12 protein-coding genes and 1 pseudogene are annotated in these 14,363 nt (G+C 63.9%); 7 read left to right on the top strand and 6 right to left on the bottom strand.

Annotation, left to right across the window (positions count from 1 at the left end; translation table 11 throughout):
- Window positions 1–41: 41 nt before the first annotated feature.
- Entirely contained in the window at window positions 42–2,255 is a 2,214-nt protein-coding gene (locus BRSPCE3_RS25605; RefSeq protein WP_244069073.1) for a hypothetical protein, read from the bottom strand.
- Between the two features lie 136 nt (window positions 2,256–2,391).
- Here BRSPCE3_RS25605 and BRSPCE3_RS25600 point away from each other — a divergent pair, with 136 nt between their 5' ends.
- Entirely contained in the window at window positions 2,392–2,538 is a 147-nt protein-coding gene (locus tag BRSPCE3_RS25600) for a hypothetical protein (protein WP_244069072.1), read from the top strand.
- A gap of 149 nt (window positions 2,539–2,687) precedes the next feature.
- Here BRSPCE3_RS25600 and BRSPCE3_RS25595 read toward each other — a convergent pair whose 3' ends face one another.
- The gene (locus BRSPCE3_RS25595; protein WP_244069071.1) at window positions 2,688–4,523 is read right to left on the bottom strand and encodes a bifunctional 2-polyprenyl-6-hydroxyphenol methylase/3-demethylubiquinol 3-O-methyltransferase UbiG; all 1,836 of its coding nucleotides are present in this window, start codon (window positions 4,521–4,523) and stop codon (window positions 2,688–2,690) included.
- Between the two features lie 308 nt (window positions 4,524–4,831).
- Here BRSPCE3_RS25595 and BRSPCE3_RS25590 point away from each other — a divergent pair, with 308 nt between their 5' ends.
- On the top strand, window positions 4,832–5,176 hold the full coding sequence (locus BRSPCE3_RS25590) for a hypothetical protein (RefSeq protein WP_244069070.1): 345 nt from the start codon (window positions 4,832–4,834) through the stop codon (window positions 5,174–5,176).
- A 41-nt stretch (window positions 5,177–5,217) separates the two neighbouring features.
- On the opposite strand, the gene BRSPCE3_RS25585 is transcribed toward BRSPCE3_RS25590, so the two are convergent.
- The 3 genes from BRSPCE3_RS25585 to BRSPCE3_RS25575 all read right to left on the bottom strand — a co-directional run bounded on the left by BRSPCE3_RS25585 (window position 5,218) and on the right by BRSPCE3_RS25575 (window position 8,381).
- A complete protein-coding gene (locus tag BRSPCE3_RS25585; RefSeq protein ID WP_244069069.1) occupies window positions 5,218–6,492 on the bottom strand; it encodes a cytochrome P450 in 1,275 nt (424 codons plus the stop codon).
- A gap of 30 nt (window positions 6,493–6,522) precedes the next feature.
- Window positions 6,523–7,794 carry a cytochrome P450 gene (locus tag BRSPCE3_RS25580; RefSeq protein ID WP_244069068.1) on the bottom strand — a complete coding sequence of 424 codons (1,272 nt, stop codon included), beginning with the start codon at window positions 7,792–7,794 and terminating at the stop codon, window positions 6,523–6,525.
- Between the two features lie 203 nt (window positions 7,795–7,997).
- On the bottom strand, window positions 7,998–8,381 hold the full coding sequence (locus BRSPCE3_RS25575; RefSeq protein ID WP_244069067.1) for a hypothetical protein: 384 nt from the start codon (window positions 8,379–8,381) through the stop codon (window positions 7,998–8,000).
- Between the two features lie 284 nt (window positions 8,382–8,665).
- Here BRSPCE3_RS25575 and BRSPCE3_RS25570 point away from each other — a divergent pair, with 284 nt between their 5' ends.
- The 3 genes from BRSPCE3_RS25570 to BRSPCE3_RS25560 all read left to right on the top strand — a co-directional run bounded on the left by BRSPCE3_RS25570 (window position 8,666) and on the right by BRSPCE3_RS25560 (window position 11,436).
- On the top strand, window positions 8,666–9,817 hold the full coding sequence (locus BRSPCE3_RS25570) for a DUF898 family protein (RefSeq protein WP_244069481.1): 1,152 nt from the start codon (window positions 8,666–8,668) through the stop codon (window positions 9,815–9,817).
- 104 nt (window positions 9,818–9,921) lie between these two features.
- Window positions 9,922–11,046, top strand: coding sequence for a M48 family metallopeptidase (locus BRSPCE3_RS25565; protein WP_244069066.1), 1,125 nt, complete (start codon window positions 9,922–9,924; stop codon window positions 11,044–11,046).
- 144 nt (window positions 11,047–11,190) lie between these two features.
- Window positions 11,191–11,436: a hypothetical protein gene (locus BRSPCE3_RS25560; RefSeq protein ID WP_244069065.1), complete on the top strand. Its 246-nt coding sequence runs from the start codon at window positions 11,191–11,193 to the stop codon at window positions 11,434–11,436.
- Window positions 11,437–11,444: 8 nt separating this feature from the next.
- On the opposite strand, the gene BRSPCE3_RS25555 is transcribed toward BRSPCE3_RS25560, so the two are convergent.
- Window positions 11,445–12,593 (bottom strand): ABC transporter substrate-binding protein, encoded by a 1,149-nt coding sequence (locus BRSPCE3_RS25555; RefSeq protein ID WP_244069064.1) that lies wholly within the window; start codon window positions 12,591–12,593, stop codon window positions 11,445–11,447.
- 424 nt (window positions 12,594–13,017) lie between these two features.
- On the opposite strand from BRSPCE3_RS25555, the gene BRSPCE3_RS25550 reads away from it, so the two are divergent.
- Window positions 13,018–13,230, top strand: a complete 213-nt coding sequence (locus BRSPCE3_RS25550) for a hypothetical protein (protein ID WP_244069063.1) — start codon at window positions 13,018–13,020, stop codon at window positions 13,228–13,230.
- A 280-nt stretch (window positions 13,231–13,510) separates the two neighbouring features.
- Window positions 13,511–14,363: pseudogene (locus BRSPCE3_RS25545) on the top strand (hypothetical protein); the annotation flags it as partial.

The raw sequence follows: 14,363 nt of genomic DNA, 5'->3' as shown, positions 1-14,363 counted from the left end.
GAATCTTATAGGGGAGCGGAAGCATCGGAGGCGTCCTCCGTTCACCCGGATGTCCAGGATGGCGTGGTCGGAATGTTCCAGTTTTGGAAGACGTCTGCGTAAGGAATACTCCAGGTCGTGAACAGAAGAGCGTCAAGATCCGGACCGAGCGGTTTGCTTTGGTCGCTCTTGGACGCGTATTGCAGCAATGCTCCCTGATACTCGTCACCCGTCGTATCCCACCAAGTGTGTGAAGGACTCATATAAACTGGTTTGCCCTTGTACGTGTTCCACTTGCCGCCATCGCTGCCTATGTTCGTAATGATGAGGTCCATCCCGGTGACGAGGGGCACGAATGCCTGGAAAAACGATATCACGCACCCGTTGTAATAGGCTTCAAACGAGGTGGGTGGCTGATTCGAGCCCGGTTCAAATTGGGGCGGAGTCGCTGTCCAGGTGCCGTTTCTGTACAGCGCGCCGACTGTCGCCAACATCCCGCCGTCCTTGGTGCCGGCCTCCGCATAAGATTGAATTGTACTCAGCGTTGCCGTGAAGGTCTGACCCAGGACGCCGTCAACATCACCGAGTTTGGCGCTGATGTAATACATCGGATCGCTCACGTTGATGGAGTAGTTGGTGGCGCGCGATCCGAAGAACGAACACAGCATGCCGACGATGGCCGCGCCTGCCGAGAACAGACCCATTGTCGCTGCATCCGCCGCCGCGCTGACCGCGACGTAACCGCCCACGCAGGTCAGAATAGAGGCTCCCCCTCCTGCCCCGAGCGCGGCAATGCTCAACGCGTTGACGGTGCCGGGGGTATTCTCCTTCAAGGTTGCCGTCGTCGGAATCGCAAGACTGTTTGCGACGTAACCCGCCGCCAATGACTTGATCTGACTTTGTATGCTGACGACTTGTGACATCGAATCCCAGAACGACGACGCCGACACAAGATCACCTAACTCGTTCAGAACGTCGTTCTGAACGCTGCTCCATGCTGCGGAGGGCGCCGTCATGGCAGACAGAGCGGCGTAGTATTGGCTGGCCTGCGATGACGACATCTGGCCATACAGTGCCCTGATGTCACTTGCGTTTGAGTCGGCCTTGATCAGGTCCTGGCTGATCTGGGTGTAGGCGCTCAGTGCATCACCGGTGTACGAATTGAAGGGAACTGTCGGCTGATCAAAGACCCCGATTGCGACGCGGGTCATCAGCCACGGGGGAAACCCCATCGTTGGGTCGTAAGAACTCGCATTCGCTGTCGTTAAAAGCAAAACGTCCGTGGCGGACAGCGGAATCGCGTCCATGATGGTTTGCGTCAGTCCGGTCGCATAAAGAGATGGATCGGCGTTGGCAAATGGATCGACCCACGCGGGGACACGACCGTTGATCGGGCAACTCGGGACAAGTAAGGCGACTTCCGACTTCGGCTGCTGGAGATCGTTGGGATTCAGATCGGAGATGACCTTCCACACGGCGCCGTCAGGGGTCGTCTTGATTCCGCCAGGACTGAAGCCCGATTGGATCGTTACGGCATTTGCCGGGCTGCCCGCCGGGAACTCGACGAGGTCGTAGCCATCACCGCTCGCGACCGCCGCAAGTACGTAGCAAGTCGGCGACGTCGCGCCGTCGGCAATGACGGCTTGAACAATCCCTGTCGAGCTGACCTGCTGCAGCGAGGTGGTCTTGTTTGCGAGCATGTCGGCGAGGGAGATTTGCCAAAGCGTATTGTCCTGTTTTGCAAACCAGATGGTGTCGCCGATTGACCAAACCCCCTGCGCTCCCGTGCCGGAGCTTGGTTGGTAAGGCTTCATGATCGGCGGAAAGAATTTGTAGGTCTGCGTCAGGCAGCTCCAATACAGGCGGTTGCTCGGTGCGCTGGTAGACGCGGCGCAGATGAAATAATGGGCGCCACTGGTTGGGTCGATAACGTAGGTCCACCCGTAAAATGTGGAGATCCCGCCGTCTTCGGTGTCGAAGAGGAATGCTCCCTGAACTACGCTTGGATGCCCTTGTATCGGCACCGCGTTGAGGCCAAAGTCATAGCGCATCCCCGTCCCCTGGACGGCAAGGCAAAAATATTGTTGTCCTGTTGTCGGATCGGGAACGGAGACGGAGCTGAACTGCGCGGTGCTTGCGGTCCAGGTACATCCGTTGGAAGGCAATGAAACCGGGATCGCGGTGGTTTTCAAAATGCGGGTCGGTGTAGCGTTAGTCCAAGGAGCCGCTTGCGCATACACATCGACTGCGGTCGGGATTGCACGTGGAGAGGTCATTAGCGATTTCCTTCAAGGGTATTGGCTTGAGACCGGAAAAAACCTGCATCAATGCTTCGACGTCCGACTCCTCTCCTGTATCAGCCGCCAGCCGAAGCCTCTCAATTGCCGCACGCGATCGCCGGTGTGATGCAGCATGCCGGACCTCAGTCCTCGCTCTGAACTGGAAGCAATTCATCACGAGCGCGCGAACTGCTTCAGCATCTCGTCATACGATTCGGCGCTGCAACTCGGCGAGGCCCATGTCGACGCAGCGGTGGAAGTGGAGGCGAAAGGCAAATAGACACGCGGCCGGGCGCAGTCGCGGTTGCACAACAGCGGCCTCAGCCCGGATATCCATTCTTGTTTATGTTTGGCCAAGCACGCAAGCGAAAACTCGCTTGGAGGTTGATCAATATTGATGCGACGACCTTGGCGTGGCGGAATGCCGTTTCAGTGCGCTTTCTTGCCCGCCGTGAACACGTACATGTCCCAGAACGTCTCGGGGTGATCGAGCTCGAAGCGGTGCCATTGATCGAGATTGGTCTCGTCGGCCGCGCCCGCAAACTGCTTGCGGAATTGCTCGAGCACCGCCGGATCGTCAAACGGCTCGAAGCCCCCGAACGTCAGGCCATGTTGGTTCAGGAAGGCCGCGATCTCGGGGATCGTCAGGCGATGCTCCATCACGTTGAACAGCAGATCGCGGCAGCCGCTGATGCTGTAGAAGTCCTTGGCGCCGATCAGCGGTTTCCATTGCTCGGCTTCGCGGAAGATGTCCTGCCGGCAGCGTCGGATATCCTCGGTGGTGGCACGATAGCCGCGTGCCGCGATGCGGGCGCGAGCCTCGACGATGACACGGCGCGCCAGCTCGCTGTACAGCCCGATGCGCATCGTGCCGCCGGGCCGCAGCAGCGTGACCAGCACCCGCCAGCCGGCAAAAGGCTCGGCAAGATGGTGCAGCACGCCGACCGACTCGATGCTGTCGAAGCTGCGGCCGAGCGAGCCCAATTCCAGGATGTCCGCCTGGGCGTACTCGATGTTGCGCAAGCCGAGCTCGCGCGTCTTGCGGCGCGCATAGGCGAGGCTGGTCATGCTGATGTCGACCGCGAGCAGGCGCGCGTTCGGATAGACCTGCGCGATCTGGATCGCGTGCGAGCCGGTGCCGCACCCCGCGATCAGGATATCCCGCTCGGCCTGCTGTTCCGCGGTCGCGACGGTTCGCCCGCGCGCCCGGTCGGCGGTGAAGGCCGTCAGCGGATTCACGGTCCAGCGCGGATAGGGATTTTCCTCGTACTGGCGCATCACCTCGACGGAGATGTCGTTCCTGATCGGGGTCAGCGTCGCAATTGTGCTGCGATCGTCCGTCTCCTCGCGTGGCTCGCGAAGCTGCACCTTTAGCAGGCCGGCCGTGGCCGCGGGCCGGTCGTGCAGCAGCAGCGCATCCGCCGCGGGCAGGGCATGAAGCGGAAAATACGCCGCCACCACCGCCAGCGTGAGCGGCGCGATCGCAGCCCCTGATGCGAGGTCGTGCAGCAGCCGATCGCGCAATGCGCCGGCAAGTTCGCTTTCCGCCTCGGTTTGTCCGCAGGCATATTCGTTGATGAAGCATTGCCGGGCGAGCGCGCAGGCAAAGCCGACGATCTCGTCGTCCACTGCGTTCTGATCGCTCGCACGCCGCAACAGTTCGGCCCGCGCATATCCCAGCAGCACCTCGAGCTGCATGCTCGCCAGCGTCGTGGCTTCCAGCGCAGCACGCAGGAACAGGTCGCCCGCGAGCGGGGCGATGCTGTCGGTGCCGAACAGTTCGGCGGTGGTCATCGGGAGCGGCCATTTGCCGGCAATCCGCTCGATATAGCGGGTGACGGTCGGGCTCTGCAGGATGAAGCCGACCGCCTTGGCATCCATGCCGAGCGCCAGCGCCTTGCTGAAATGCGCGGCCGCCTTGGCGCGATTGCCCAGTGCCTGGTACGAATTGCCGGCGTTGTAGTGGCACGCGGCGTTGACCTCGTCGGCGGCGATTGCTTTCGTGAACAGCTTCGCGGCGGCCCGATGATCGCCGGCCGCCTGCACCATCAGGCCGAGAAGATTGAGGCTCTGCACATGGCCGGGCTCGCGCGCGAGAATGTGCCGGCAGATCTCCTGCGCTTCGTTGAAGCGGCGCATTCCGTAGAAGCGGCTGGCCTCGGCGGCAAGGCCTGCAATGCTGACGCCGGCGGCGCCGAAAGCAGTTGTGCTTTTACTGGACGCGTCCTGTCGCTTACCGGCCGCACGCCGTTCTTTTCGGTTCATGTCCCGTCAACTGGCCCAAACTGCAAGACGTCACCGAACAGCACACCGGACAAGGCAGCGATCTGGGGCGACGTGTCAAACAACCGTGACCGGCAGACATAGGGCCGATCGCGCGCGCAGCCAAGGACATTCTAAGGCTATTCTGCCTACGCAAGTCCCGCATATCGGCCCAAAATCGGCGATCGTGTCAGAGCCGTGCCAGATAGGAACGATGCTGCACCGGACCCGTTGCCGATTGTCGTCAACTGCCCGAAGCAATGTGGATGTTGAATTCCCGTGGTCGATCGCTTGCCGTTTGCGGCGTTCCGTTGCTGCTTCTGCTCGGTGGCTGCGGCGACAAGCTCGATTGTGATTCGATCGAAACGCGCAATGCGGTGCTGCGGACCGTAGCGGACGACCACCGCAATCCCCTGGTCAACTACGCCGCAAAGAATTCCGCGGCGCCGGCCAATGCGGACACCGCCAAGCCGCTCTATCTTCTCGGCGAGAGGATTGTGACGACGTCGGTGAGCGCCGACAAGCGAACGCTGCAATGCAGCGGCGCGATCTCGGTCAGTGTCGGCGATACCAAGGCCTCGAAGGAGATCGACTTCACGGTCCAGCAGGCGTCTGATGGCGCCGTCTCCGTTTCGGTCGTCCCATTCCAGTTTTGATATACCCAGGTTGGCGTGCGCCGACCGGCGCAAGCCTGTCCTCAGCCCGGGATGCGCACCGGCAGGTTCTCGATGCCGCGCACGAAGCTGGAATAAACCCGCTTCGGCTCGCCGACCACCTCGATGCGGTCGAAGCGCTTCAGCATCTCCTGCCAGACGATCTTGAGCTGCAGCTCGGCGAGTCGCATGCCGACGCAGCGATGGATGCCGAAGCCGAACGACAGATGGATGCGCGGCCGGGCGCGATCGATGATGAACTCGTCGGGACGGTCGATCACCTCGTCGTCGCGGTTGCCGGAGACGTACCACATCACGACGCGGTCGCCTTTCTTGATCGTCTTGCCGCCGATCTCGGTGTCCTGCAGCGCGGTGCGCCGCATATGCGCCAGCGGCGTCTGCCAGCGGATCACCTCCGGCACCATGGTGTCGATCAGCGCGGGGTTCTGTTTCAGCTTCTGGAATTGGTCGGGATGCTCGTGCAGCGCCAGCACCGAGCCGCTCATGGTGTTGCGCGTGGTGTCGTTGCCGCCGACGATCAGCAGGATGATGTTGCCCATCAGATTGTCGGGATCCATATGCCGGGTGGCGTCGCTATGCGCCATCATCGACAGCAGATCGTTGCGCGGGGCCGAGTTGACGCGCTCGTTCCACAGCTTGGAGAAATAGGCGTAGCACTCGTCCATTTCCTGCCGCCGCTCTTCCGGCGAATTGACGATGCCGCTCTTCGGCAGCGCGGTGGACACGTCGGACCAGCGCGTCAGCTTGCGCCGCTCCTCCCAGGGGAAATCGAACAGCGTCGCGAGCATCTGCGTCGTCAGCTCGATCGAGACACGTTCGACGAAGTTGAAGGTCTCGTTGCGCGGCAAATTGTCGAGCACGCTTTGCGAGCGCTGCCGGATCAGCTTGGCCAGCTCGTCGAGATGGGTGGGCGTGAACATCGGCGACACGGTCTTGCGCTGATGGGCGTGCTTCGGCTGGTCCATCGCGATGAAGCTCGGATAGTCGTAGCCTGGCGGCACGTCGCGGATCGAGATGCCTCCGAGCGTGGAATCCGAGGAGAAGATGCCGTGGCTGGTGTCGACATGCATGATGTCGTTGTACTTCACCACCGACCAATACGGCTCGATCGGCGCGTTGGTGCAGTAGTGCACCGGCGCTTCCTTGCGCAGCCGCTCGAACCACGGCCACAGCGTGTCGTTCTGAAACAGGCGCGGCGCGCCGGGATGGAAGTCCTGCAGAGGTGTCGAATAGGCTTCCTCGCGCGCGTGGCGCTCTAGCTCGGCCCGATCGGCACGGATGGCAGTCTGGACGTTCATGCTTCTTGATCCCGGTTGGCTCGCGACGCGTCAGGCGGTGATGCGCACTGGCAGCGTCTCGTAGCCCTTGATGAAGCTGGAATACACCCGCTGCGGCTCGTCCACCACCTCGATGGTGTCGAAGCGCTTGAGGATCTCTTCCCAGATGATCTTGAGTTGCAGCTCGGCGAGCCGCAGGCCGACGCAGCGGTGGATGCCGAAGCCGAACGAGATGTGGGTGCGCGGCCGGGCGCGGTCGATCAGGAACTCGTAGGGCTTCTCGATCGCTTCCTCGTCGCGGTTGCCCGAGACGTACCACATCACGACCTTGTCGCCCTTCTTGAACTGGCGGCCGCGGAACTCGTAGTCGGCGAGCGCGGTGCGCCGCATATGGGCGAGCGGCGTCTGCCAGCGGATCACCTCGGGCACGAAACTGTCGATCAGGGCCGGATTCTCCCTGAGCTTGCGGTACTGCTCCGGATGCTTGGCCAGCGCATAGATGCTGCCGGACAGCGTGTTGCGCGTGGTGTCGTTGCCGCCGACGATCAAGAGGATCAGATTGCCGAGGAAATTCTTCGGATCCATGTTCCGCGTGGCGTCGCTATGCGCCATCATCGAGAGCAGGTCGCTCTTCGGCGGCTGGCTCGAGCGTTCCTTCCAGAGCCTTGCGAAGTAGCTCGCGCATTCCATCAGTTCGGCCTGCCGCTCGTCCTCGGTGGCGACCAGGCCGCCGGCGCCGGGCAGGGTGGTGGCGACGTCGGACCAGCGCGTCAGCTTGCGGCGGTCTTCCCAGGGGAAATCGAACAGCACCGCGAGCATCTGCGTCGTCAGCTCGATCGAGACCTTGTCGACCCAGTCGAACACCTCGCCGCGCGGCAGATTGTCGAGGCACTCGGTCGAGCGCTTGCGGATGTTGGTGGCGAGCTCGTCAAGATGCGTCGGCGTGAACATCGGCGCCACGGTCTTGCGCTGCGCCGAATGGCGCGGCTGGTCCATCGCGATGAAGCTTTCGCGGCGCAGGTCCGGCGGCACGTCGCGGATGGTGATGCCGCCGAGCGAGGCGGCCGAGGAGAACACCGAATGGTTGGTCTCGATGTCCATGATGTCGTTGTAGCGGGTGACCGACCAGTACGGACCGAACATCGAGTCCTTGCAGTAGTGCACCGGATCTTCGCGGCGCAGCCGGTCGAAATACGGCCAGAAGGTATCGGTCTTGAACAGCTCCGGATCGCCGGGATCGTAGTCGGCGAGCGGAAGCGTGTTGGCGCGTTCGCGAGCGGCGTCCAGATTGGTGTCTTTGACGAGATCGACGGTCCCGTGCATGAGCGGCTCCTCAACCGTTGCGCAGCCGGGGCATCGCCGGCGCGATATGTTTTACCGAATTACATTCTCATTCCGGCATTTGCGCAAGGGCCCTCAGCGCGCATTTGGCCGCATTGATGGCAGGCCAAAGCGGCCGAATCCGGGCCTTTCCGATGGCGGAACGGCCGGGCCGGCGGCCAGCGCCGTTTGAAACGGCGTTTGATTTAATCGGGCGGTGCGGGCGCCGTCTGTTGGCTGGCGGGCTTTTCGCAGGGGTAGGTGTCCTGCATGCCCCAGAGCAGCAGGAGCGCGACCACCATCTCGCCTTTGGCGGACCGTTTGTCGGCCGACTTGAGCATGATCTCTTCGACTTGCTCGCTGGTCAGTGCGAGGTCGCCCGGCATGCAGAACAGCAATGGGCGGCCATGCCGTGTCAGCCAGGCATTCGACGCCATCAGGCCGCCCCTCACGCCGTCGAGGTACATATGATTGAAGATGCGGATGGTCTCGTTCTTCGGATTGCGATAGGTATCCAGCCGTATGTCAACGGCAGCAGCGGGAGCTGCTGTAAGTGCCAGGAGGCACGCCGACAATATCCATCTGTTCATCGCCAGGGTTTCCTCGCTCCTGCGGCGGCCTCTCTGCCGTTCGGCTCGTCGGATAAGTCGGCCAATTGCCGCTTCGGGTTCGAAGCTCGTTATCCGGGCGGGAAGGGGGCGCACCCGCGGCAGTGCCTGCTTCCGGCGGTCCCGTTAAGGCAACGCCAACCGCACGTGCCAAATCCGGCCGCCGCGCTCTCGACCTCGTGTGAAACCTGGATCACACTCGCAGCGACAAACCTGTGCTTTTGATACGCAGAGATTGTCTCGCCTGGAGTTGACCCGTGAACGACATGAGCTGGACCCCGCTGGGGCCGCCGCAGCCGCCGCCGCAACCGGTCCCGCCGCCGATGCCGGTGGCGTTTTCAGGGAGCCGGAAGGAGTTTTTCCGGCTGGTCGCGCGCGGCGCCGGGCTCGAACTGGTCACGGTCGGCTTCTACCGGTTCTGGCTCACCACCGACATCCGCCGGCACCTGTGGTCGAACACCCAGATCGACGGCGACGCGCCGGAATATACCGGCCGCGGCAAGGAGCTGTTGATCGGCTTTTTGATCGCGCTCGCGATCCTGGTGCCGATCTATCTCGGCTACTTCCTGATCGGCATCGAGGCCGAGCATCTCAAGGCGTTCGCCTCGCTGCCGCTGGTCGCCTTCTTCTATTTGTTCGGCCAGTTCGCGATCTACCGCGCGCGGCGCTACCGCCTGACCCGCACGGTGTGGCGCGGCGTCCGCTTCTGGATGAGCGGCTCGGGCTGGATCTACGCGCTGAAGGCCTCGCTGTGGGGCGTGCTGGTCGTGATCACGCTCGGCTTCGCGCTGCCATGGCGCGAGGCGGCGCTCGAACGCTACAAGATGCGGCATTCCTACTACGGCGACCTTCAAGGCTCGTTCGAGGGCCGCGGCTGGGAGTTCTTCAAGCGCGGCTGGTGGCTGTGGCTGTTGATGCCGTTCGCGCTCTACAGCACGATCTTCGCCCCGTTCGCCTATGCCGCGTTCAAGGCGGTCGAGTGGCGCTGGTGGCTGTCGGGTATCCGGTTCGGCGAGGTCCGGCTGGAATCCACGCTTCCCCGCAGCGCGCTGATCGGCCTGTACTGGAAGGTGATCGGCTGGGTCGTGCTGCTCGGCCTGGTGTTCGCGGCCTATCTCGTACTCTGCACCCTGCTGGTCGCCAGCATGGACGGCTCCTCGATCGAGAACTTCTTCAGGACCGAGGCGTTCGCCAAGAGCATTCCCCTGATCGTGCTGCTCGGCATCGGCTATCTCGCCTTTGCGCTGGCGCTGAACGTGGTGATGCGGGTCTATCTGATGCGCGATCTCTGGGTCCGGGTGCTGTCCTCGACCATCGTGCACAACATCGGTGCGGCCGCCGACGTCACTGCGCGCGGCGATCTCGCCAACGCGCTCGGCGAAGGTTTTGCCGACGGCCTCGACGTCGGTGGATTCTAAGCATGATCCGGAAAAGTGCGAAGCGGTTATCCGAAAAGATCATGCTCAAACAAGGAGCTAAAGCGCGATGACGATTCAACCCAATCTCGTCGCGCTTTAGCATCATGGAATCCGATTCCAGCGCGACTAGCCCTGTGGCGGCGCCGGCACCGGGTGCCGTCTTCTTCGACGGCGCATCGAACCGGCGGCGCGTCGTCGCGCTCAAACTATCCGATGCGCTGGAGATCAGGCAAGACGGCGCGCTGCTGGCGCGCTGGGTGTTTGCCGACATCCGCCGCGCCGACAGCCCGTCCGGCCTGTTGCGGCTGAGCTGCCTGACCGCGCCATCGCTGGCACGGCTCGAGATCCGCGACGGCGCGCTGATTGCCACGCTGGTCGCGCGCTGCGACGCGCTCGAGGCGGATTTGCCGAACCGCAGGGGCGTCGCCGCGATCGTCGGCTGGTCGCTGGCGGCCGCGGTGTCGATCGTGCTGGTGGTGCTGTTCGGCGTGCCCTTGGCCGCCGAGCGGCTGACGCCGCTGGTGCCGGACTCCTTCGAACGCCGCCTCGGCGACGTCGCGGAGGCCCAGGTCAAGGTGCTGTTCGACGGCAAGCCGTGCAGCAATGCGGCGGGACAGGCGGCCTTCACGAAGCTGGTCGGCAGACTGCGGGAGAGCGCGGGCTTCGACAATTCGGTGCAGTCGAGCGTGCTCGCGACGTCGGTGCCGAACGCCTTCGCGCTGCCGGGCGGCAAGGTCTTTCTGTTCGACGGGCTATTGGAGAAGGCGGAAAACCCCGACGAGATCGCCGGCGTGCTGGCCCATGAGCTCGGCCATCTCCGGCATCGCGACAGCATGCGCGAGCTGATCCACAATGGCGGCACCTCGTTCCTGATCGGGCTCTTGTTCGGCGATGTCACCGGCTCCGGCGCGCTGATCTTCGCCTCGCGCTCGCTGGTGACATCGTCCTATTCGCGCGAAGCCGAGAGCAACGCCGACACGTTTGCGATCGAGACCATGCACAGTCTCGGTCGTCCGGCCAAGCCGATGGGCGAATTGATGTTCCGCGTCACCGGCAAGGAAGGCGGCAAGGGGCTCTCGCTGGTCTCCAGCCATCCGTTGACCGAGGACCGCCTGGCGCGGATGGACAAGGCCGACGTCGCCAGCCGGCCCAATGGCCCGCCGCTGCTGTCTTCGGCCGAATGGCAGGCGCTGAAGGGCATCTGCGTATCGGCCAAGGGCAAGCTGTGAGGCAATGGATTTCGAGACCCGTAGCCCGGATGAAGCGCAGCGAAATCCGGGGCCGCTGCTCCCGGATTGCGCTTCGCTTCATCCGGGCTACGGATCGTGACACGCTCGCATCGACGTGACACATGAGCACCGGGGAACGATCCCATGCCACGTGACGACGGCTACTGGTTTCCCGCCAAGCGCTACGGCTGGGGCTGGGGACCTCCGGCCAACTGGCAAGGCTGGTCGGTGGTCGCGGCGTTTGCCGTTCTGATCGCCGTCGGCGCAGCATTGATCCTGCCGCACTCCCGGGCTGAATTCCTTGGCTATGTCGTCGTGCTCTGCGTCCTGCTCACCGGCGTGTGCTGGTGGAAGGGCGAGCCGCCGCGCTGGCGCTGGGGCGGCGACTAGCCCAACCGCTACTTCACCAGCCTGAACTTGCCGCCCTCGACCTTGATCACGAATGCCGAGCGCTCGTCGTAGCCATTGTGGTCGGTCGGGCTCATGGTCGACAGGCCGTTGTTGAGGTAGACGTCCTTGCCGCGCTCGAGCTCGTCGCGCAGCGCGGCGCGGAATTCCGCCGTGCCGGGCTTTGCCGTCTTCAGCGCATTCGCCGCCGCGCGCTTGAACAGCGTCACGGCGTCCCACAGATGCGCGCCGAAGATGTTCGGCTTTTGCCCGTTGACCTTCTCATACGACGACACGAACTCGTCGCGTACCTTCCGGAATGGATCCTCCGCCGACAGATCGTCGGCGATGGTGAAGGCCTCGCCGGTGAACACGGCGCCCTCGACATTGGCGCCGCCGAGCTTGATGAATTCCTCCGAAGCCACGCCGTGGGTCTGGAAGATCTTGCCGGCATAGCCGCGGCTGCGCAGCGCCTCCTGCGGCAGCACGGCCGGCGTGCCTGCAGAAGCGATGAACACCGCTTCCGGGTTGGTCGCGATCACCTTCAGCGCCTGGCCCATCGCGCTGGTGTCGGCGCGCGCATAGACCTCATGGGTCGTGACGGTGAGGCCGAGCGTCGGCGCCAGCCGCGATACCTCACTGTAGTAACCTTCGCCATAGCCGTCGGAGACGCCGATATAGCCGAGCGTCTTGATGCCGGACTTGGCGATGTATTTCAGGATCGCCGCCGCCATCAGATCGTCGTTGGGCACCACCTTGAACGCCCAGCGGCGGCGGTCGTCCATCGGCCGTACGATCGCGGTCGCCGCGGCGAGCGAGATGATCGGCGTCTTGCTCTCCACCGCGACGTCGAGCATCGGCATGGTCACCGGGGTGAGCGAGGAGCCGATCAGGATGTCGACGCCGTCCTGGATCACGAGGCGGCGGGCATTCTGCGTGCCCTTGGTCGGATCGGATTCGTCGTCGAGCGCGATATAGACCACCTTCTCGCCGCCGATCTCCTTCGGCAGCGCGGCAATGGTGCGCATCTGCGGCTGGCCGAGCGCCGAGCCCGGTCCGGATGCGGAGACCACGACGCCGACCTTGATGTCGGCCCGCGCGTCCGGTGCGATCAGGAGGGTGCCCGCGAGTACCCAGAGTCCGGCCATGGCCAGCTTCATTGCAATTCCTCCCAGCAAGTCTTTTTGTTCAATACGCGGCCGATCATAGCCGACCCGCCTCCGGTTCGGCATCTTATTGATTCGACCGGATGCGTCTGTCCCCCTGATTGGGGACAGCGGACAGCATTTGGAAAGCACCTGGACAGGGTTTGCGCGCGCGCCGACGCCGAAATCCCGGACCGTCGGTCTCCTGCTTCGGTCCCGGTTGCGGGCCGGCCTTGAACTTCGTGTTTACCAATCCCCTAAAGGCCGCAGGAACCAGTTTCCCTAATCGGGCGGCAATGTCTCCCTGTTACTGAGGGATCAGAAAAGGGAGTACGAACATGTTCAGCATTGTTCGGATCCTCGTCTTGATCGCATCTGCGTATGCGGGATCCGTGGTTGCAGTTGGACGGCGCGCCATCGTCGCAAGCGGTCCACGTCCATGACCAGCCATCATCCGATCGCGCCCGAGCACGCGCGCGCTATCTGCGAAGAGATCGGCGATCGGCTGCGCCATGCGTTGCGCGGCGATTACGCCGACTTGCCGCCGCGGCTGCAAGACCTCCTGGACGAGCTGGCACTGCAGGATTGCGAGGCGCCATCGCTGGTGCCGGCGATGGCTGACATGACGCAGCCGCTGGTCGTCGCCGCCTAGGACCGGTCAAGCTGGTTGACGCGCTGGTCTCGCTCAATCGAGACGTCAGCGATATGGAAGATCCAGACGAAGCGCGCACGGCTGCGAAGGCCGGCAGATCACATCGCGCCTGCCGCGGCGGGCGCGTGCAAGGCGCTGCAAGTTGAAGTTGCGCGAATGCAACAGGGGAAACGAATAGTGCTCGCGCGCCGGCCATTCGCACCTGATCGAGACAATCTGTCGCACAGCGCGTGCTAGCCTGACGTCAGGCCAATTGCCGGAAGTGCGTTGCAGGTGCCAGATGAGCGTGGACGTCGTGGTTGATTCAAGCAAGCTCAAGCTGGTGCCGTATCTGGCCGTTGCCGACAAGGGATGGCTGCGGGCGTCGTTCACGGCGCTGCCGCTACTGCTGTCACTGATGTCGAGCGCCCATGCAGGTGGTGGCGGCGCTGGCGGTCTGTCGCCCGGCGGCTTTCCTCCATGCAGCGATGGCAGCGCGACCGGCGTCCAGGGCGGGGGCGCCGGCGGCGGCGCGGGCTATTTTGGAATCTGCTATTCGGGCGGCAATGGCAGCGCTTTTGCCAACGGTGACGGTGCGTCGGCCAATGCCGGCGACGGCGGTCGCGGAGGCGTGGCGGGCACCGGCATCGCGTCCCCGGCCGGAGGCGGTAGCGCGGTCATAGGCGGCGCCAACGGAGGCCCGGGCTTCAGCCTCCTGCCCGGCAGCGGCAATGGGGGTACCGGAGGCGGTGCGGGCGGCAGTGGCGGCAGTGCTGCAAGCGGTGGCGCCGGGGCGCCCGGCAGTTTCGGTGGTTCAGGTGCCGGAAGCGGCGGAACGGCCGCCAGCCACCAATCCGGAGGCGGCGGCGGTGGCGGCAGCGCTTCGACCTATGGCGGCGGCGGCGGTGGTGGCTCGGGCGCCGGTGGTGGTGGCGGCGGCTACGCCGGCGGCGGCGGTGGCGGTAGCGGCTTCAATGGCGTCGCAGGCGGTGCCGGCGGGGCCGGCGGAACGTTCCTGGGGTCCGGCGGCGGCGGCGGCACCGGTTACACCGCAACCGGATCGTTCACCAATACCAGTGCGATCGGTGGCGGTGGCGGTAGCGGCTTCAATGGCGTCGCAGGCGGTGCCGGCGGGGCCGGCGGAACGTTCCTGG

This window comes from Bradyrhizobium sp. Ce-3 (assembly GCF_022835695.1).
Lineage (GTDB): Bacteria > Pseudomonadota > Alphaproteobacteria > Rhizobiales > Xanthobacteraceae > Bradyrhizobium.
This window is presented reverse-complemented; position numbering and strand designations above follow the sequence as displayed.